Here is a 20,511-nt window from a genome sequence, read left to right as displayed (position 1 = left end):
CGCAGCCCGTACGCGAATGCGACGCGGGCGAGGAACGAGCCCAAGGAGCATTCGCAATCCCCAGGGGCTTTAGCCCCTGGTGGTTTTCATGCGTTCTACCTGGCGGTTGTAGGTGGCGATGACGTCGCGACGATCCAGCATGCCGATGAGGATGCCCGCGTCATGCTCCTGCACCACGGGCAGGCTGTCGATGTTCTTCTGAGTAAACTTCTGGAGCACCGCGTTTAAATCTTCGGACGGGGTGGTGGTGATAATCTCGGTGGTGGCGATGTCCCGCATCACAATGAGGTGCTCCACCTCTTGAAGAAAAATCACACTCCGGATGTCTGTGGACGAAAAGATGCCCACCAGGCGCTCTTCTTTGTTCATCACGGGAAAGTAGTGCTGCTTGGTCTCCGAAAAGAACCGCTTGAAGGCAAGAAAGCCCATCTCTTCATGGACGTGGGGCACCTGCTTTACCGCAGGCATGAGGTCCTTTACCCGAAGCTTCTGGAGAATATCCACCATGAACTCACCGGCATGGGCCGGGGAATCCACCTTGGTCTTCACCTGGTTTTCAAAGATGGTGAACTTCTGGCCCATGAGAAAACAGATGGAGCAGACCATGAGACTCGGCAGCAGGAGATGGTACGAGTTGGTCATCTCGCTGACGAAGATAATGGTGGAGATGGGGGTGTTGGAGACAGCCGTAAAAAAACCGGCCATGCCCACGATGATAAAGGCCCCGGGGGCCGTTACCACCCCCGGCATGATCTGGTGAAAAATCTGGCCCACAACGCCGCCCATGGCGCCGCCGATGACCACCGACGGACCGAAGACCCCGCCGCTGCCCCCGGATCCGATGGAAAAGGAGGTGGTGAAGATCTTGCCGATGGCAAGGGTGAGCAGCATGGTGATGGGCAGTCCCGTGGTGAGGGCCGTCTGGATAAACCCGTAGCCGAAAGCCAGGGTATGGGAAAAGAAAAACCCGATGATGCCCGTGCAGAGCCCTCCCATGGCAGGCTTCAAGTGGTTGGGCACCCCGGTGAGGTTTTTGAACACCTTTTCCGTGCCGTAGAACACCTTCACGTAAAACCAGCCCGTGGCCACCAGCACCCCGGCCAGCACCAGGTAGGGCCCGAGCTCCAGGGGGTTTCGGAAGAGAAAATCCGGGGACTCAAAGAGGGACCCCCAGCCATAAACCAGGCAGTAGACGCAGTAGGCCACCACCGAGGAGATCCCCGCAGGAATAATCACATCTGACTCGAACTCAGGGTCCCGGTAGAGCACCTCCGAAGCAAACAGAGCCCCTGCCAGGGGCGCACGGAAGATACTGCCCACCCCTGCGCCGATGCCCGCAGCCATCATGATGCGGCGTTCCCGGTCCGACAGATTTAAACGCGTGGCCAGAAACGAGGCAAAGCCCGCCCCGATCTGGGCGATGGGGCCTTCCCGGCCACCGGACCCACCCGTGGTCAGGGTGATGGTGGAGGCAATGGTTTTGATGATGGGCACCCGGCTCCGGATGAAGCCGCCCTTGTTGTGGTAGGCGTCGATGGCTGCATCGGTGCCGTGGCCTTCGGCCTCCGGGGCAAAGGTGTAGACCAGCCAGCCGCTGACGAGACCGCCCAGGGCGGGAAGAAACAGGAGGATCCACCGATTGAAAGGACGGGTGGTGGGTTCGAGGAGATGGTGCTCTCCGGCGGGAGGCGTGGGACGGTACCCTGCCATGAAATCCATAAAATAGTGGATTCCCAGCTGGCACAGGTAGTGAAAAAGGACAGATCCGCACCCGGCAATGAGGCCAATGATCAAAAAGTAGGAAAACCACTTGCCGGCGTTGTAGATCCCTTTCCGACCCCGTGCGCCTTTGGTCAACAAGACCATATAAACTCCAATGGGCAATCACATGTGCCGCCCCGCACAGCAGAGAGTCTGCAGGGCACTTAAAAGCCCGGGCCGGAGCGAGGTCAGGCCCGGGTGCAACAAACGAACCGGTTAGCCCGCCAGGTCCTGGACACCTTTGTAAATGGTGTCGAAGAGCTCGCGAACGTCCTCGATCTCAATGCAGGAGAACGCCACGCGCAGGTCGGTGGCCCCCAGGGAGATGAGGCCCACCCCGTAGGTATCCAGGAGATGGAGTCTCAGGGTTTCGGCATCGGTGTTCTTAAGGCGGATGCACATGAAGTAGCCCGAGTTAAAGGGGTAGACGCTCCAGGCGTCGGCGTACTTCGCATCGCGGGACACCTCGGCCACCTTGTTGGCGCGGGCCTTGAGGATCTCGCCCTTGGCGTCCTTGGACTCGGCGTAGCCTTCGGTCTGCATGGCCTTCAGGACAATGGACTGGCTCAGGTGCGAGGCGTTGGAGACGCTACCGCGAACCGCACCGGCGGTTTTCCTCTCCAGGGCGTCGTAGACACCGGCCTGGTTATCACAGGCGGGAATGCCGTAGGTGAGAAAGCCCACGCGAAGGCCCCAGACATAATCTTCCTTGGTGGCCCCGTCCATCTTGATGGCCATGAGGCGCTCGTGGCGACCGCTGATGAGGGAGAAGATGGACTCCTTGAGGACGTCTTCTTCGTAGAACAGGCCAAAATAGGCGTCGTCGGTGACGGCGATGACGTTGGTCCCGCCCTTGGCCACCTCTTCGAGGATGTCGGCGATCCTGGCTGCTTCGGCATTGGTCACCGTATACCCGGTGGGGTTCTGGGGAAAGTTGAGGAGCACGATGATCTTGTCGCGAGCCGCCGCCTCTTCCTTCACCTTGGCCTCAAAGGCGGCCAGGTCAAAGCCGCCGGCTTCGGTAAAGAGGTTGTACTTGGACAAGGTGGCGCCTTTACGAACCGAGAGGATCAGGTTGTAGTTGCCCCACATCATGTCCGGCAGGATCACCGCGTCGCCGGGGTCGACCCAGACATCGGCCATGACGCTGATGGCCTGGGTGATGCCGCAGGTCACAACGGGCAGGCTCACCTCTGCACCGTCAAGGGAGGGGTTCTTCTCGTACATCGCCTCTTTCCAGGCGGCGCGGAGTCCGGGGATACCGAATGAGGGGGCGTAGGTCAGGCTGTTTTCCGGTGCCAGCCCCTCGATGCTGTCCATGACGGACGGAAGACGCATGATGCCGCCCTCTTCCTTGGCAATGCCGATGGTGGCGTTGATCCGGTGCGCTTTTTGTTTTGCTTCAGCGGACTGGCTCAGAATCCCTTTGGGAAAAAAGAGATTTTTACCAACCTCTGACAACATCTCCATCAGATAACCATTACCCTGGGCGATTTCCTCATTCAGCTGTCTGGCGATTTCGTTCATGGATCAGGCTCCTTCAAATCTGTGTCGGTTCGACACTTCCGATGTGGACCAGCCACATCTTCATCATATACGTGTCATGCGGCAAGGTGCCGCCCCTATTCTCCAGGCAATAACCAAAAGATAAAAAAACCCCCGTCGTTGTACCACAAAGGTGAAAAGGCGGGGGCTTTTGAATCGTCCGAAAAGGCGCATCTATGATCGGCTCTGCATCGACTCGATACGCTATCTTCCCCCACGCTTTGAAGCTTTGATGGGGTTGATCTTCTGCTTCTTCTCAACGATCACGTTCTTCACGTGGGTGGCAAGGTTGCAGTTGCCGTTTTTCCAGCGTGCATCGGGATCGGGTGCGGACGTGCAGTATTTTTCGGAGGCGAACTCACCGATGCGGCCGCAGCCTTCGCACTTTTCGATAATGGGTTTGCAGACGCCGCCCTCGTAGGAGCAACCGCTTTTGGTCATGAAAGGGCAATCGCTGCCGTTTCGAACTGTTGTACAAATCATTGGATATACTCTCCATATCACAGATTTTGGCCCTGGGGCCGACTCATGGTATCTCAATAGATCAAAATTAAACCAAATATTTATAAAAGAACTCAGCCCCATTTGTCAAATTCAAATTCATGGGGACTTTTAAAAAATGGCACCGCCCCTGCCCCTGCGCCGATGCTTGATCCCCGGCACCATCCGGTGCCCCGGATGGCTGAGGCCGCCGGAAAAGGGGACATCTCCCCATGGCCCCGCGCGGCTTTTTCCCTTGATCTTTGGCCCGTTTGATGCCACTTACGAAAGTAAGGTGATGAGCCGACCTTTCGCAAGGCCCACACAAAACCACAACATCATGGACACACGGTCCATATGTGTCCATGGTGCATTCCATACATACAGACCATCTTGAAGGACAACACCATGAATCGAATCCAACAGGCCGCCGAGGTTATCCGCACCGAAGCCGATGCCCTCCTCAACCTGACCCATAAACTCGACGACAATTTCGACAAAGCCGTAACCGCCATCCTGGAAAGCCAGGGGCGCGTCATCATTACCGGTATCGGCAAATCCGGCCTCATCGGACGTAAAATCGCCGCCACCTTGAGCAGCACCGGAACCCGCGCTGTCTTCATGCACCCGGTGGAAGCCATGCACGGCGACCTCGGCATGGTCTCCCCCAAAGATGTGGTGCTGGCCATCTCCAACAGCGGTGAAACCATCGAGCTCAACCACCTGCTGCCCAGCATAAAGGCCCTTGGCTGCCCGGTGGTGGCCTTCACGGGCAACCCCAAGTCTACCCTGGGGCAGCACGCGGACCTGGTCATCGACACGGGCGTGGAAAAGGAAGCCTGCCCCCTGGGCCTTGCCCCCACCTCCAGCACCACGGCCCAGCTTGCCATGGGCGACGCCCTCTCCGTGGTGCTCATCGACGCCAAGGGCTTTAAGCCCGACGACTTCAAAAAGTTCCACCCCGGGGGCGCCCTGGGCCAGCGGCTCTCCCTGCAGGTCTCCGAGATGATGGTCACCGGCGAGATGGTGCCCCTGGTGGCGGCCTCCGCCTCCATTGGCGACGCCCTGGCCGCCCTGGACGCCCGTCGCCTGGGTGCCGTGTTTATCACCGACGACAAGGGCCTGCTCCTAGGGCTGCTCTCCGACGGGGATGTCCGCCACCTCATGGCAGCCGAGGACTTCGACCCTGCCCGCCCCGTCTCCGAGGTGATGACCCGGTCCCCCCGGTCCGTGGCCATCAACGCCCCGGCCTACGACGCCCTCAACATGATGGAAGCGCACCAGATCACGGTCCTGCCCGCCACCGACGACCAGGGCAGGGTCAAGGGCCTGCTCCACCTCCACGACATCCTCGGAAAAGGGGCGTTTCAGTTCAACGGCAACTGATCCCCTCTCCTTTTTGACCGGGCGCAAAAAAGGGACGCCCGCGGTTCACCCGAAAAATCCGTTGATCCGGCATCGGATCATGACAGATACCCGACGCCCCCGTATCCCTAACCGGATGCGGGGGCACATCGCAACGCCATGATGGGAGTGATTATGAGATTCGAACACATCGACACCACCATCCAGACCCTTGGTGAAGCCAAGATCCCCTCCCCCCTCCTGCAACCGAATAACGGTGAATGCGGGGCCTACTTCGTGGACGACGACGAGCGGATCCTCCTGCACGTCAACGAAAAGCATGTGGCCCAACTCAAAGCCGACGACATCCCCGCCCCCGCCTTTGAATCAGCCGGGCCCCGTCGCAAGATCTACTTTGACCCCAGCAAGCTCCGATGCGCCCTGGTGACCTGCGGCGGCCTCTGCCCCGGCCTCAACGACATCATCCGGTCCGTGGTTTTGGAGCTCTACCACCGCTACGGCGTGAAGCACATCTGCGGGATCCGGCACGGCCTCCAGGGGTTCATCCCCAAATACGGGCACAGCACCGTGGACCTCTCCCCGGAAACCGTCACCAACATCCTGGACAGCGGAGGTTCCATTTTAGGATCTTCACGGGGAGATCAGGACATCGAAGAGGTGGTGGACAGCCTGGAGCGCATGCACATCGGCATCCTCTTCATGGTCGGGGGCGACGGCACCCTGGCCGCCGCATCCAAGATCTCGGAGGCCATCACCAAGCGCGGCCTGAAAATCAGCGTCATCGGCATCCCCAAGACCATCGACAACGACGTCTATCTCGTGGCCCGCTCCTTTGGCTTCGACACGGCCGTGGACATCGCCACCCAGGCCATCAGCGGAGCCCACAACGAGGCAGAGGCCTACCCCAACGGCATCGGCCTCATCAAGCTCATGGGAAGGGAATCCGGCTTCCTTGCGGCCACCGCCGCCCTGGCGCGCCAGGACGTCAACTTCGTGCTGATCCCCGAGGTCCCCTTTGACCTGGACGGCCCCAACGGCTTCCTGGAAAACCTGGAAAAACGGGTCACCCTTCGCGGCCACGCCGTGGTGGTGGTGGCCGAAGGCGCAGGCCAGGAGTTCTTTGAAGGGCGCAAAAAAATGCACGACGCGTCCGGCAACGTCAAGCTTTACGACATTGGCCTGCTCATCAAGAGCAAGATCATGGCCTACTTCAAGGAGAAGGGGATCCCCGTCAGCCTGAAGTACATCGACCCCAGCTACATCATCCGGAGCCTTCCGGCCAACGCCAACGATCACGTCTTCTGCAGCTTTCTCGGGCGCGACGCGGTCCACGCCGGCATGGCGGGCAAAACCAAGATGGTGGTGAGCCACTGGAACAACCACTTTGTCCATGTGCCCATGGACGAGGTGATCACCCAGCGCAAAAAAGTGGACCCCGACGGAAAGCTCTGGGCCACGGTGCTGGAGGCCACGGGCCAAAGCTCCCTCAAGAACCCCGCCCCGGAAAAGGCATAAAAAAAACGCTTCCGCGGGTCGACTTGGCAAAACAAGCCTCGCAAAAACGTTTCGGTTGCCGCCACGCGCTCCAAAGTGATTCTCGGAAACAGCGTGGCGGCACATCCATTTTTAAAGTGGTGAAGCGCCGACGCGCCCCCTTTTACCTATGCCCTTTTACCTATCCCCTCTTTTTCTACCTCCCCACTTCCACAAACCGCCGCCTCGATCCCTTCAGAAGGGTCAGGACCTTGTCCGCATCGCCGGTTCCGTCAAAGGAGGTGGTTCCGGTGACCCCGGGATAGGCGTTCACCGCCAGAAGGGCATCACGGACCGCACCACGGGATGCCGGTGCCGAATCCAGGAGGATATTCAACATCAAAGAAGCAGAGTCAAAGGCCACGGCCTCGATGTAATCGGGGGTTCGCCCATAGGCGCCTTTAAACGCCCTTACAAAGCCCTTGACCTTCGGGTCGCGGCTCCGCGCGTAAAAACCGTCGGGGATGATGCTGTTCCCAAGATGGCCGGACACCCCTTTTCTCAGGGCTGTGTTGTGCCAGAGGTTCGTACCCAGGGTGTACACACCCCCTAAATCGTGGAAGGCCAGCTGGGGCAGGATCATCTCAAGATTCTTCCGTCCGTCGGGAATAAAGATCGCCTCAAAGTCCACCACCTGGCCCGAGCCTTTGGCATCTTCGGGCAGAACACGCCCCCAGGCCTGCATGCCGGTGGGAACCTGGGGCTTGGCGTACCAGAGCCCGGTCAGTTTCTTGATGGCCCGTGAAAAGTCCACGGTACCGGCCGCGTAGGCCTCCACCCCGCGAATCTCTCCCCCGTAGCGCTCCACCTCATCCCAGAACAGGTTCATGAAATCCCGGCCATAGGGTTCATCGGGATAGAGGATCACAAAATCGTTTAAGCCCAGCACCTCAAAGGCGTAGGAGACCACGGAGCGAACCTGCATCCTGGGGGTTATGAAGTTCCGGAAAACAAAGTCGCCGGAGGCGGTGATCCCCTCTTTGCCCGTCATGGTCATGAGGGGAATCCCCCTGAGCTGGGCTTCGGCCGCGGCGCTCTCCACGTTGCCCACCGGACCGATGATGGCTGCGGCCCCTGCCTCCACCAGCTCACGAACAGCCTGGCGCGTCGTCTCGTCATCGGAGCCCGTATCCCGGAAAATCAACTGGGCATCCCGATACCTTTCGTCAGCGGCCATGGACTGGAAGGCAAGCTCAATCCCCTCCCGTGCCTGGCGCCCGTACTCGGCATACCGGCCCGTAAAGGGCAACAGGCATCCCAGCACCCTGGGGTTAAAATGGGTCTGGCTGAGGGCCTCCCGAAAGGCCACCACCTCATCACGCACCGGGTGAACCGCGTAAAGGCTCAGAAACTCCACCGCCCCCCGGAGGGCCTCGTCACCCTGCCCGTCCTCCGCCAGGGCCCTCATGCGCCTCAGAAGCAGGTACCCCCTTTTCTCCTTGTCGTGGACCCGCGAAAGCATCTCCAGGGTTTCCGAAAGGGTCAGGTTGGCCACGGTCTGCCGGAGACGGACCGTCACCCCCCTGCGCTCTGCAGGATGGGCCAGTTCGCACGCCTTGAAATAGGCGCCCACGGCGTCCACAGTATCCCCCAGGGCCAGGTAGGCATCCCCCATGACGGCGTATTTTCGCATCAGATAATCGGATGGAGAGAGGGTATCTGGAATGGCCGCACCCTTTCGGATCACCCCGGGAAAATCTCCCCGGCGATAGGAAAGAATCATGGACTCCACCAGAGCCACAGGCACAAGGGGGCTCTCGGGATATACCTCGGCCACCCGGGCCAGAGCGACGTCGGCCTTGCCGTAGGCACCGGTAAGGCCGTAGATCATCCCCTGCTTCAACAGGGCTGCAGCGGCCACATGGCTATCGGGATAACGGCCCACCACGTCGGCATACATCTCCAGCGCCTGGTCGTATCGCCGTGCGCCAAAGGCCTCTTCCGCACGGACAAAAAGCTGCTCATCTTCCGGCAGGACCCGCTCAGGGCCGTACCCCCTTTGCCCGCAACCGACCAAACACAGAATAAGCACCAGGAAAAGCAGTGCCCGGGCCCCTTTTTTTATCAACGGGTTCTTTATCGCCATACCCTTTGGCCATCCTTAATATAGTGGGTTGTCATGCAAGGAACGATTCCACGGCCGCAAAAAGACCTTCGGTATCCCCGGGGTCCAGCCAGATCATGTCGGGGTCGGCCCGAAACCAGGTGAGCTGCCGCTTGGCAAACCGCCGCGTGTCCCGCTTCAGGAGCCTGACAGTCTCCTCCCAGGGCACGCCATCCTCCAGGTGCTCCACCATGTGCCGGTACCCGATGGACCCCATGGACTTCAGGCCCCGGTGGTAGCCACGGGCAAGGAGCCCTTTGACCTCGTCCAGAAGGCCCTCGGCCACCATGAGGTCCACGCGCCGGTTGATGCGGTCGTACAGGGTCTCCCGGTCCGAAAAGAGACAGACCTTGAGGGCATCGTAGCGGGCCTGTGCAAAGGCGTGCTCTGCGTGGTGGGCGCTGAAGGGCTTGCCCGTGGCCTCGAAAACAGAGAGGGCACGAACAATGCGCAACGGATCGTTTTCGCTTATTTTATCAGCATACGCCGGGTCCACCTGAACCAATCGGGCGTAAAGGGGGGCAAGCCCCGAGGCCTCCACCTCGGCCGTAAGCCTCTCGGTAATGACGGGATCCGACGGGATCGCCTCGGAGAGCCCGTGAACCAGGGCTTTCACATAAAGGCCGGTACCGCCGGCCACCACGGGCAACACCCCGCCATCGCACAGGGCGTCGATCACCCCATCGGCCTGGGCCGCAAAAAGGGCGGCGTCGTAAGGTTCATCAGGGTCCACCACGTCAATCATGTGATGAACGGCAAGACGCTGCTCCTCTTCGGTGGGTTTGGCCGTGCCGATGTCCATTTGCCGATAAACCTGCATGGAATCCGCCCCGACCACTTCCCCGGAAAACCGTCTGCAAACCTCTATGGCCGCAGAGGTTTTTCCTACACCGGTGGGTCCACATATCACAACAATTTTTCTATTCATACCAGTAAATAATGTAAACAAGCCTAAACGGATTCACGCCGGTTTCTCCCGTTGTCCACCATTGAACAGCCGCACGGATACCGGACATTTAGTCCCTTAATATATAAATATAATTCTATTGACAACACCCAATATAGCGGGTAGTAAGTGTATTTGCTCATTTTATCTTTAATATAAGGTAAGATAGCTGCGAGCCAGCGCGCTCGTCGACTCTGGAAATATAACTTTTCAGGTTTATTTGGAATATTCTGTAACACTGCAAGGCCGTTCTCAGCGATTTGAATGCGCCTGCGCACCATTCAACAGGAGAAAGAAGCCATGTCTAAGGATGTAATCGGATCCGTGATGGTCGTCGGGGGGGGTATCGCCGGTATGCAAACTGCCCTGGATCTGGCCGATTCAGGTTATTATGTATACCTGGTCGAAAAAGGGGCCTCCATTGGCGGTGTCATGTCCCAGCTGGACAAGACTTTTCCGACCAACGACTGTGCAATGTGAATTATCTCACCTAAACTGGTCGAGGTCGGCCGGCATCTGAACATTGAGTTAAAAACCCTTTCTGACGTGATCGACATCCAGGGCGAGGCAGGTAATTTTGAAGTTACCTTAAACGAGAGGCCCCGATACGTGGACGAGTCCAAATGTATCGCCTGTGGTCTCTGTGCCGAAAAATGCCCCAAGAAGGTCACGGACCCTTACAACGCTAATCTGATCAAGCGAAAAGCCATCTACGTCGAGTATGATCAGGCCGTACCCCTTAAGTACGCCATTGATCCCGACACCTGTCTCAAGCTTACCAAGGACAGGTGCGGAAACTGCGAGAAGGTCTGCCCCACCGGCGCCATCGATTACACGATGACCGCCAAGGAGACCACCCTCAACGTCGGCTCCGTGGTCCTGGCCACTGGCTTCAAGCCCTTTGATCCTTCCGTTTTCGACACCTATCAGTACACCAAGTTCCCCAACGTTGTTACCTCTCTGGAATTCGAGCGTATCCTCTCCGCTTCAGGCCCCACCCAGGGTCACCTGACCCGTCGGAGCAAGGACGGCGAAGAGCCCAAGAAGATCGCCTGGTTCCAGTGCATCGGTTCAAGGGACATCAACCGCTGCGACAACGGCCACTGCTCCAGCGTCTGCTGTATGTACGCCATCAAAGAAGCGGTTATGGCCAAGGAGCACAACGGGGACGATCTGGATTGCGCCATCTTCTTCATGGACATGCGTACTCCGGGCAAGGACTTCGAAGAGTACTACGAGAAGAGCAAGGATCGTGGTATCCGGTTTGTCCGCAGCCGCGTACACACCATCAACCCCATTCCTGAAACCGATGACCTGGAAGTACGCTACGTCACCGAAGACGGCACCATCAAGACCGAAGTCTTCGGCATGATCGTCCTCTCCATCGGTCTCGAGGCGGCTCCGGAAACCGTGGAACTGGCCAAGAAGCTGGACATTGAGCTTACCCCCAGCAACTTTGCCGCCACCTCCGCCTTCAACCCCGTGGCCACAAGCCGTGAGGGTATCTACGTCTGCGGCGCCTTCCAGGGCCCCAAAGACATTCCCGAGTCCATCGTGGACGCCAGTGCGGCAGCTGCCGCGGCCGGCGAGTCCATCGCCTCGGCACGGAACACCGTGACCAAGGAAGCCGAGACGGTGCCCCAGCTCGACGTGGGCGGCGAACGACCCAAGATCGGCGTCTTCGTCTGCTCCTGCGGTACCAACATCGCAGGCACCGTGGACGTGGAGGCTGTGTCCGAGTACGCCAAGTCCCTCCCCTACGTGGAGTTCGTGGCCAACAACCTCTTCTCCTGTTCACAGGATACTCAGGACAAGATCGCTGAGACCATCAAGGAGAAGGGCCTCAACCGCGTTGTGGTTGCCGCCTGTACGCCCAAGACCCACGAAGGCCTCTTCCAGGAGACCCTCCTGGCCGCCGGCCTCAACAAGTACCTCTTCGAGATGACCAACATCCGTAACCAGGACTCCTGGGTACACAAGGATCAGCCGGAGATGGCCACCGAAAAAGCCAAGGACCTCATTCGCATGTCCGTGGCCAAGGTCGCCCTCTTCCAGCCCCTCGAAGAAGCCGAGCTCCAGGTCAACCAGACCGCCATGGTCCTCGGCGGGGGCCTTGCGGGCATCACCACCGCCCAGAGCCTCTCCCGTCAGGGATACGCCACCCACATCGTTGAGCGCGAAGACAAGCTTGGCGGCAACGCCAACCGCCTCTACCGCACCGCCTCCGGCGAGAATGTGGCAGAGAAGCTGGTCGAGCTCATCGACGACGTGACCAAGGACGACAACATCACCGTTCACCTGAACACCACCCTGGAAAACGTGGAAGGCTTCGTGGGCAACTTCGAATCCACCCTCGCTTCCAACGGAGCGGAGACCGTCCTGAAGCACGGGGTTGCCGTCATGGCCACCGGGGCTCAGCCCTACACCCCCACAGAATACTCTTACGGCTCCAGCGACCGCATCGTCACCAGCCTTGAAATGGACGAAAAACTCAAGGCCGACGATCCGATGCTGAACACCGTGAATTCAGCCGTATTTATCCAGTGCGTCGGCTCCCGTGAGCCCGAGCGTCCCTTCTGCTCACGTGTCTGCTGTACCCACAGCATCGACAACGCCCTGGAAATCAAACGCCGCAATCCCCTTGCCAACGTATACATCCTGTACCGCGACATCCGGACCTACGGCGAGCGCGAGCATCTCTACCGCGAAGCACGCGAAAAAGGCGTTATCTTCATCCGTTACGACGTGGACAAGAAGCCTGTTGTCGCCGTCAACGGAGACAAGGTATCCATCAAGACCGTCGATCACGTTCTCCGGCGCGAAGTTGAGATCGAAGCAGACCTCCTCTCCCTGGCCACCGCCGTGGTGCCCTACCGGGATGAAAAGGTTGCCCAGTTCTTCAAGCTGCCCATGAACGACAACGGCTTCTTCGTGGAACGCCACGCCAAGCTGGGTCCCAGCGAGTTCGCAACCGACGGCGTCTTCCTCTGCGGCATGGCTCACTATCCCAAGCCCATTGACGAAGCCATCGGCCAGGCCAAGGCAGCGGCATCCCGCGCCATCACCCTGCTGGCCCGTGAGACCATTCACACCAGCGGCCAGGTCGCCCATGTGAACCCCGCGCTCTGCAGCTCCTGCGGGATCTGTGTCAGCGTCTGCCCCTACTCCGCGCCTTCCTTCATGACCGAAGGCCGAGACGCAGGCAAGGCCCAGATCAACCCCGTACTCTGCAAGGGCTGCGGCCTCTGCGTCGGCTCCTGCCGATCCGGTGCCATTCGCCACAGGGGCTTTGATAACGACCAGATCATGTCGCAGATCTTTGCCCTGAACGAAGCGTAAGGACAGATTCGCATTAAACCTGTTTGTCCCGCCCTTTCCGAGCGAGTTTCGAAGGGGCGGGATTCAAAGGAGACTAAATAAAAATGGCTGAATTCGAACCGAAAATCGTCAGCTTTCTCTGTAACTGGTGCAGTTACGGAGCCGCTGACCTCGCAGGTGTGGGCAGAGCCCAGTACCCTGCCAACGTCCGCGTGATCCGGATCCCCTGTTCCGGTCGCATGAGCCCCAAATTCTTCCTGGCCGCCCTGCGCGAAGGAGCTGATGCCGTCTGGGTTTCCGGCTGACATCCCGGTGACTGCCATTACCTGGAAGGTAATTACTACGCACGTCGAAAGTTCGCCCTGATGAAAAACCTCATGGAGCATATGGGCGTTGAACCCGGCCGCCTGCAGTTCTCCTGGATCTCGTCCGCCGAGTCCACCAAGTTCGTGGACGTGGTGACCAAGGTCACGGAATCCGTCAAGGCCCTGGGTCCCAATACCAATTACGTGAAAAAGAGCGCGGCGAAGGGTTAAGCCATGGAATCATACATCGGAAAAATCAAAGAGATATCGGAAAGGCTCTTGAACGACGGCACCGTCGAGTGCGTTGTTGGATTCCGTAAAGGAACCGTGGCCAACACCAACGAGCCCTGCATGATCACCAAAGCCGAAGATGCCAAAGACCTTGTCTGGGATGCAAACTGCCGTTTGAACCTGGCCAACTACATCACCGGCCGTACGGAAAAGATCGCCATCATCGCCAAGGGATGTGATTCTCGAAACATCGTCAACCACATCATCGAAAACAAGATCTCCCGCGATCAGCTTGTGATCATCGGCGTGCCCTGCAAAGGGATGGTGGACAAGAACAACCCCGAGCAGCTTCAGGCCAACTGCGCCACCTGTCTCCACAGAAACCCCGTCATCTACGACGAGCTCTGTGCCGACCTCGTGGAAGAGCAGAAGGACGTGGACCGCTACGAAGACGTCCGCAAGGTTGAAGCCATGGACACCCAGGAGAAATGGGCCTTCTTCGAAGAGCTCCTCTCCGGCTGCACCCGCTGCTACGCGTGCAAGAACGCATGCCCCTTGTGCTACTGCCCCACCTGCTTCGTGGATGAGTCCCGACCCCAGTGGGTAGGCAAAGGAACCGATCCCATCGATATTCGCACCTACCACTTCCTGAGGGCCTACCACTGCGCCGGCCGCTGCACCGACTGCGGCGCCTGCGAAGCGGCCTGCCCCCAGAACATCAAGGTGCGCAATTTCACCAAGAAGCTCGAAAAAGACTGCTACGAGCTCTACGGTTGGGAAGCGGGACTTACCGTCGACCAGCGTCCGCCGCTGGACAGCTTCAAGCTGGACGATCCCGAAAAATTCATCATGTAATCCCGTTCGCCTCTCTTGTGTTATCTGAACTGAGCGAATGAACCATCATATGAACAAGGGCAAATATCATGAAGGTCATCAAAATTGATAAAAATACATGGGCCGGCGGGATTGACAGCCTGAGAAGCGGTTACCGCCTCTTCGGCCCCGTGATGCAGGGTGATGCCCACGAATACAAGGAACTGACGAGTGACGAAACGCCGGACATGGCGTACACCAACACCCGTCTCTCCCCCAAGTCCGTGGTCTTCCCCCAGTCCGAGCCGATGTTTACGTACAGCCTGGACGAGTCTGATCCGGAACACCACCTCCTCAAGGACGCCCCCAAGGATTATTCCCCCCGGGCCGTCATCGGGATGCGACCCTGCGACGCCAAGGCCCTGGCCCTGGTCCGCATGAACTTCGACACCGAAGACTACCGCGACCCCTTCTGGATGGACTCTTACGAAGCCACCACCTTTGTGGGCCTGGCCTGTGACGCCCCCTGCGACACTTGCTTCTGCACCAGCGCAGGATGCGGCCCCTACCACGAGGAAGGCCTCGACGTTCTCCTCTCCGACTGCGGCGATGCCTACGAGGCCAAAGCCCTGACGGAAAAAGGGGAGAAGCTCCTGGCAGCGGCCGGTTGGGCAGCCGAAGGCGATGCCTCTGTCTTCGAGCCCAAAAAAGCCGAAGCCGAAGCCAAGATCACCTGCAAGGTGGAGTCCTCCAAGCTTCGGGGCAAAAACAGCCTCGATCTCTACGATGCACCGTTCTGGAAAGAACTCTCCTTTGCATGCATCAACTGCGGGACCTGCACCTACGCCTGCCCCACCTGCTGGTGTTTCGACATCCAGGACGAAAACAAGGGCAACGACGGCGTGCGCATGAGAAACTGGGACAGCTGCATGACCTCTCTGTTCACCCTGCACGGCTCCGGCCACAACCCCAGGGAACAGAAGCATCAGCGCTTCCGTCAGCGTTTCATGCACAAGCTCAAGTACTTTGTCGACAAGTACGACAAGGGCCTGATGTGCGTGGGCTGCGGCCGCTGCGTTCAGCAGTGCCCTGCCAACATTGATATCCGCAGCATCTGTAACAAGATGAACGGTTACGAAGCCGCCAGCTAAAAAAAGGAGAAGACCTGTGCAGAATCCTTATAAGGCGTATCCCGTTCGCATTGACGACATTCAGGTTGCGACCGCGGATAAAACGCTCAGAACCTTTAAGTTTGTCTTTCTCAACCCGGAAGATGAAGAGAAATTTGCCTACAAGGTTGGACAGTTCGCAGAGCTCTCCATCCCCGGTCAGGGTGAAATCCCCATTGGCATCGCCTCCTCCCCTTCCGAGAAGGGCTTTGTCATGTTTACCGTGTTCCGTACCGGTAAAGTGACCGACCACCTTCACAACATGAAGGTAGGCGACATCATGGGCATCCGAGGCCCTCTGGGCAACTGGTATCCCATCGAGGACCTCGAAGGCAAAAACATCGTCATCATCGGCGCCGGTTTTGCCTTTACCACCCTGCGTTCCACCATCAAGTACCTGCTCGAGCCCGAAAACCGCAAGCGCTTCGGCCGACTGGACGTGATCTACGGTGCGCGTAACCCCGGCATGATCCTTTATAAGGATGAGCTGGTGGAGTGGGAAAAACGGGACGACATCAACCTCAACCTCACCGTTGACGGCACCGATGATCCCGACTGGAAATACCACACCGGTTTCGTGCCCACCATCACCGAAACCCAGGCGCCCCAGGCCGATGACGATACCTACGCCATCCTCTGCGGCCCCCCCATGATGCTGAAGTTTACCAAGCCTGTCCTGGACAAGCTTGGTTACAAGCCTGATCACATCATCATGAGCCTCGAAAACCGAATGAAATGCGGCATCGGCATGTGCGGTCGCTGCAACATCGGCAAGGAGCTGGTCTGCAAAGACGGCCCCGTCTTCACCCTCGACAAGCTCAATGAGATGCCGGAAGAGGATCAGTAAACGAATATAGGCGGTTAAACCCGTAACATATTGTATGTTACGGGTTGACATTGCCCTTTCTTTACTGTATTTCTTCTCTTCGAAGTGGACAGGACAAAATAAGGGATAAGCCTTTCAAATTGATAATTCTCAACAGGAGGTTTTGATTCAATGGCCGAGACAATTGAATACAACGGAAAGTCGTTTGACGTAGATGAGGATGGTTTCCTTCTTGACTTCAACCAGTTCACCGAAGAGTGGCTGGAGATCGTTATGAAAGAAGAAGGTATTGCAGAGCTGAACGACGAGCACAAGCTCGTTATCGACGTTCTTCAGGACTACTACCGTAAAAACGGTATCGCTCCCATGGTTCGCGTTCTCTCCAAGCTGACCAAGTTCAAGCTCAAGCACATCTACGAGCTGTTCCCCTCAGGCCCCGGCAAAGGCGCCTGCAAAATGGCTGGTCTTCCCAAGCCCACCGGTTGCGTATAGTCACCGGACGCCGTTTTTAAGTTTATCAAATCAGGCCCTGTCGGTAACGGCGGGGCCTTTTTTGGTTTAAGCCCCTCACCCTATAAGCCTTTCCCAAACGCCCATGCAGACTTCCCTTCTGATCCAGACCACAAAAAACAAAGAGCTGGTGGATATCTCCTCTGACGTGCAGGCAGAAATAGACCGATGGGGCTGCCACGACGGCGTCCTCTTCCTGTTCGTGCCCCACACCACCGCTGCCGTCACCATCAATGAAAACGCCGATCCCGCCGTTCAGGAAGATGTGATCTACGCCCTGAAAAAGGCGTTCCCCGATCACCCGGCCTTCCGGCACCTGGAAGGAAATTCCGATGCCCACGTCATGACAAGCCTCACCGGCTCGTCCGAGATCATTTTCATCCAAGAGGGACGCCCTGTCCTCGGCACCTGGCAGGGCATCTACCTTGCCGAATTCGACGGCCCCCGCAAACGCCGGGTGGTCCTCAAGTGCCTTCCGGGGTAAGGCCCTGAAGGGCTGCGGCACCAACAGGCGCATAGCCCCTCTTATTCTTCTTTATCAAGGAGCAGAAGACAAGCGCCTTGGTTGCCGGAACGTTTTCGCGGAACTTTTTTCAAAAAGCGACCCGCCGGAGGCAACTGAATGGATAAATGCGTTGACCCGATGGCGCCCGGCCCCAACGGTTGACGCAACGGCCCCGGCATCATAAGATATCGAATTCAAGAAACACGACACGCAGGCCCCCTTTATTATAAGGCCCTGCCAGGCGATTACCCATGAGCGGCCAAAGGAGCATCCGTACATGACCCTCGAAGAGAAGGACAAGCAGATCATCAACCACATCCAATCCGATTTTCCCATCTGCAAACGGCCCTATGCCGCCATCGGCGACGCGCTGTCCATGGATGAAGCCGAGGTGATCACGCGGGTGGCAAAGCTCAAGGAGATGGGTATCATCCGCCGTATCGGCGGCAACTTCAGCCCCGAAAAAGTGGGCTTTCACAGCACCCTCTGCGGGGCCAGGGTTCCCGAGGAGAAGCTTGAGACCTTTGCCGAGGTGGTCAACAGCTACAAAGGCGTTACCCACAACTACGTCCGGGATGACGAGTTCAACGTCTGGTTCACCTTCATCGAAGACTCCGTGGCCCAGATTGAGGCCAACCTGGCCGAAATTGCCGAGCGTACCGGGGTCACCAGTATCTACAACCTGCCAGCCACCCATATCTTTAAAATTCGCGCCGAATTCACCGTGGAGTAGCCATGGAAACCCTGCGCCTTGCCCTGGCCGCCGTTCCCGCCTCCCTTGCCGACCCTTCCGGCAACAGAGACACCCTTCACCGCAGCAGTCGCAAGGCCCGGGAGGCCGGGGCCGACCTCATCGCTTTTCCCGAGCTCTCCCTCACCGGCTATGCCAACGGAACCGGTGCCTTTGAGCGGGCCATCACCGAAAGGGAGGCCCTCTGCATCATTCAGGAGGCCGTAAACGAAACCGGCTTAGGGATCCTTGCCGGGTATGCGGAAAAGGCCTCCTCCGGTGACCTGTTCGCCTCCCACACAGCCCTTTTACCGGACGGAGGTCACACCACCTACCGAAAGCTCCACCTGGCCCCGCCGGAAAAGGGACTCTACAGCGCCGGCACCGGCCTGCCCCTCTTTTCCTTCAAGGGGTTTTCCATTGGCATGATGCTCTGCTACGACGCCCACTTCCCCCTGGCCTTTCACCACCTGGCCCAGCAGGGCGCAGACCTTGTGATCCTACCCCACGCCTCCCCCAGGGGCACCAGCGAAGAGAAATACGATTCCTGGATGCGTCACCTGCCGTCCCGGGCCTTTGACAACAGCTTCTGGGTGGCTGCCGTCAACCAGTGCGGCACCAACGAAGCGCACCTTTCCTTTCCGGCCCTGGCCCTGGCCTTTGACCCCTCGGGGCATCTTGCGGGACCTCCACGCCTTACAGAAGGCCTCCACCTCGTGGACATTGACCAAAAAAAACTGACCGAGGTCAGGTCCCACCCCATGCGCTACTTCCTGCCCAACACCCGCCCCGACTTTTAATCCCCGACGCCAAAGTCGATAGCTTACAGGTGGTTAACCTGTTTCCGCAGAACTGAAAGAAGACAACACCCAGCCTTTTGATGGCGTTCGCCCATGCCTTAAGTCATCTTCCCCTTAACTCACACCCGCACCACCTTAGAAATTATTATTGACACATAAAATGTAGATATATATATGACTGACATCACCCTTTAATCATTGGCACATCCCATGATCAATATTTAATGATTCGATGTTATTAGAAATATGGCATTTATCAATAAAAAAGACCAAGTATCCATTTCACTACACCATGAAAACGCATCGCTGCACGAGCAGCACCGGAGCCAAGGGGTAAATACCCGCAAGAATACGTTGAAACCATCGCGACCCTCCACCTGCCCTTAGGTATCGGTCGCCGATGCTCCCTTCAGGCCCTTGCGTTCGCCTAAATTCAGTGGCAAACGCAAGCCACATGCGGCGCGACATGCACCCTTAACCCATTGTTGACAAACGGCCATCCCACCGCCGGGCTGGGCCATCTCACATATGATAACCACCGCGCATACTGTGCGCCGATCATACAATGTAAGCACTGCATCAATTCTAACCATTGCTAAAGGAGATTAGGTGAAATGAGACGACTTGTGATGATGATTGGTTTTTTCTTTGTGTTAACCGGGTCCGCGCTTGCGGCCGATGGCAGGGACGTTGATGGCTCCGGCCTCCCACCCCAGATGACCCAGGTTGAATACGAATACATCCTGGACATGGCCAACCTCACGGCACGGATCTACGACAACGCCTGGGACTGGATGCTGGACAGACTGGCGCCCTTCCTGCTGAACAAACTCGACTTTGTGGGCAATTCATCCAACTACCTCAATGTTGTACGGGATGAAAACGTCCTGAACTACATGACCGAAGCACAGCGTTCGGCAGTGACAACCCTGCTGGACACCTATGTGGGCGGCTGGGACGGCCTGGACGCAAAGGTGTACATCAACATCCACAACCCCGGGCAGCTTGTTCTGGTTTTCAGGGGCACCGAAGCCCTCAACGTCAACGACTGGATTGCCGACGTCAGGCAGGCCCTCAATATTTTCGTAAACTCCATCGGTTCGGTGCAGTACGAAAAAGCTGTAAACCTTGCCGTGGGACTGAAGGCCTTTGCCGATGCCAACAGCTACACCATGGAAATTGCCGGCCACAGCCTGGGCGGTGGCCTGGCGCAGATCACCGGCCTGAAAACCGGGGTCAAGACCACCTGCTTCAACGCAGCCGGCCTCACCGCAGCCACCCTGGTTGAGCAGGGCATTATCGACAGCGCAAGCCAGCCCGTGACCGAAGAGATGGTGGCCAACATCACCCACATCAATGTCAAAAACTGCCCCCTGGTGGACACCGACGGACAGATGAACGACAGCTCCCCCTTCGCCACCTGCCCCCGCTACGGCAATGCCGACAAGGTCTACTGGCTGGATCACCTGATGTTCTGCGGAGGCACATGGAACATGCCCCTGCGCATCGCCAACCACATGTACCATGCGTACGTCTACCAGCTGTACCAGAAAGATTTTCTCTAAGCAGC

At 58.0% G+C, this 20,511-nt stretch carries 17 protein-coding genes; 12 read left to right on the top strand and 5 right to left on the bottom strand.

Annotated elements, in window-relative coordinates; genetic code table 11:
* Nucleotides 1-69: 69 nt before the first annotated feature.
* The 3 genes from ACOYW0_RS16815 to ACOYW0_RS16805 form a co-directional block, all read right to left on the bottom strand.
* Nucleotides 70-1,866 carry a chloride channel protein gene (locus tag ACOYW0_RS16815; protein ID WP_482414978.1) on the bottom strand — a complete coding sequence of 599 codons (1,797 nt, stop codon included), beginning with the start codon at nt 1,864-1,866 and terminating at the stop codon, nt 70-72.
* A 111-nt stretch (nt 1,867-1,977) separates the two neighbouring features.
* Nucleotides 1,978-3,288: an aminotransferase class I/II-fold pyridoxal phosphate-dependent enzyme gene (locus ACOYW0_RS16810; protein WP_482414977.1), complete on the bottom strand. Its 1,311-nt coding sequence runs from the start codon at nt 3,286-3,288 to the stop codon at nt 1,978-1,980.
* A gap of 222 nt (nt 3,289-3,510) precedes the next feature.
* Entirely contained in the window at nt 3,511-3,789 is a 279-nt protein-coding gene (locus tag ACOYW0_RS16805) for a PxxKW family cysteine-rich protein (RefSeq protein WP_180136904.1), read from the bottom strand.
* 405 nt (nt 3,790-4,194) lie between these two features.
* On the opposite strand from ACOYW0_RS16805, the gene ACOYW0_RS16800 reads away from it, so the two are divergent.
* Both ACOYW0_RS16800 and ACOYW0_RS16795 read left to right on the top strand, forming a co-directional pair.
* Nucleotides 4,195-5,172 carry a KpsF/GutQ family sugar-phosphate isomerase gene (locus ACOYW0_RS16800; RefSeq protein ID WP_482414976.1) on the top strand — a complete coding sequence of 326 codons (978 nt, stop codon included), beginning with the start codon at nt 4,195-4,197 and terminating at the stop codon, nt 5,170-5,172.
* 153 nt (nt 5,173-5,325) lie between these two features.
* Nucleotides 5,326-6,666 carry an ATP-dependent 6-phosphofructokinase gene (locus ACOYW0_RS16795; protein WP_482414975.1) on the top strand — a complete coding sequence of 447 codons (1,341 nt, stop codon included), beginning with the start codon at nt 5,326-5,328 and terminating at the stop codon, nt 6,664-6,666.
* A 175-nt stretch (nt 6,667-6,841) separates the two neighbouring features.
* Here the strand turns inward: ACOYW0_RS16795 and ACOYW0_RS16790 are convergent, their stop codons facing one another.
* A complete protein-coding gene (locus tag ACOYW0_RS16790) occupies nt 6,842-8,770 on the bottom strand; it encodes a penicillin-binding protein activator (RefSeq protein WP_482414974.1) in 1,929 nt (642 codons plus the stop codon).
* 31 nt (nt 8,771-8,801) lie between these two features.
* The gene (gene miaA / locus ACOYW0_RS16785; protein WP_482414973.1) at nt 8,802-9,716 is read right to left on the bottom strand and encodes a tRNA (adenosine(37)-N6)-dimethylallyltransferase MiaA; all 915 of its coding nucleotides are present in this window, start codon (nt 9,714-9,716) and stop codon (nt 8,802-8,804) included.
* 318 nt (nt 9,717-10,034) lie between these two features.
* Between miaA and ACOYW0_RS16780 the strand changes: the two genes are divergently transcribed.
* From ACOYW0_RS16780 to ACOYW0_RS16735, 10 genes are all read left to right on the top strand, one after another.
* Complete coding sequence (locus tag ACOYW0_RS16780; protein WP_482414972.1) at nt 10,035-13,073, top strand: FAD-dependent oxidoreductase; 3,039 nt, start codon at nt 10,035-10,037, stop codon at nt 13,071-13,073.
* Nucleotides 13,074-13,156: 83 nt separating this feature from the next.
* Nucleotides 13,157-13,588: a hydrogenase iron-sulfur subunit gene (locus ACOYW0_RS16775; RefSeq protein ID WP_180136910.1), complete on the top strand. Its 432-nt coding sequence runs from the start codon at nt 13,157-13,159 to the stop codon at nt 13,586-13,588.
* 3 nt (nt 13,589-13,591) lie between these two features.
* Entirely contained in the window at nt 13,592-14,443 is an 852-nt protein-coding gene (locus ACOYW0_RS16770; RefSeq protein ID WP_482414971.1) for a 4Fe-4S ferredoxin, read from the top strand.
* Nucleotides 14,444-14,511: 68 nt separating this feature from the next.
* A complete protein-coding gene (locus ACOYW0_RS16765; RefSeq protein ID WP_482414970.1) occupies nt 14,512-15,552 on the top strand; it encodes a 4Fe-4S dicluster domain-containing protein in 1,041 nt (346 codons plus the stop codon).
* A gap of 16 nt (nt 15,553-15,568) precedes the next feature.
* Nucleotides 15,569-16,417 (top strand): FAD/NAD(P)-binding protein, encoded by an 849-nt coding sequence (locus ACOYW0_RS16760; RefSeq protein ID WP_180136913.1) that lies wholly within the window; start codon nt 15,569-15,571, stop codon nt 16,415-16,417.
* Nucleotides 16,418-16,567: 150 nt separating this feature from the next.
* A complete protein-coding gene (locus ACOYW0_RS16755; protein WP_482414969.1) occupies nt 16,568-16,888 on the top strand; it encodes a TusE/DsrC/DsvC family sulfur relay protein in 321 nt (106 codons plus the stop codon).
* Nucleotides 16,889-16,991: 103 nt separating this feature from the next.
* On the top strand, nt 16,992-17,390 hold the full coding sequence (locus ACOYW0_RS16750) for a secondary thiamine-phosphate synthase enzyme YjbQ (RefSeq protein ID WP_482414968.1): 399 nt from the start codon (nt 16,992-16,994) through the stop codon (nt 17,388-17,390).
* Nucleotides 17,391-17,688: 298 nt separating this feature from the next.
* Nucleotides 17,689-18,144, top strand: a complete 456-nt coding sequence (gene ahbA / locus ACOYW0_RS16745) for a siroheme decarboxylase subunit alpha (protein ID WP_180136916.1) — start codon at nt 17,689-17,691, stop codon at nt 18,142-18,144.
* Between the two features lie 2 nt (nt 18,145-18,146).
* Nucleotides 18,147-18,941, top strand: a complete 795-nt coding sequence (locus ACOYW0_RS16740) for a nitrilase-related carbon-nitrogen hydrolase (RefSeq protein ID WP_482414967.1) — start codon at nt 18,147-18,149, stop codon at nt 18,939-18,941.
* A gap of 614 nt (nt 18,942-19,555) precedes the next feature.
* Complete coding sequence (locus ACOYW0_RS16735) at nt 19,556-20,506, top strand: Tle-like phospholipase domain-containing protein (RefSeq protein ID WP_482414966.1); 951 nt, start codon at nt 19,556-19,558, stop codon at nt 20,504-20,506.
* The last annotated feature ends 5 nt before the right edge of the window (nt 20,507-20,511 follow it).

The sequence above is a fragment of the Desulfoluna sp. HI9BLuna genome (assembly GCF_056829775.1).
The sequence above is the reverse complement of the archived record's forward strand: the minus strand, read 5'-3'. Positions and strand labels throughout refer to the sequence as shown.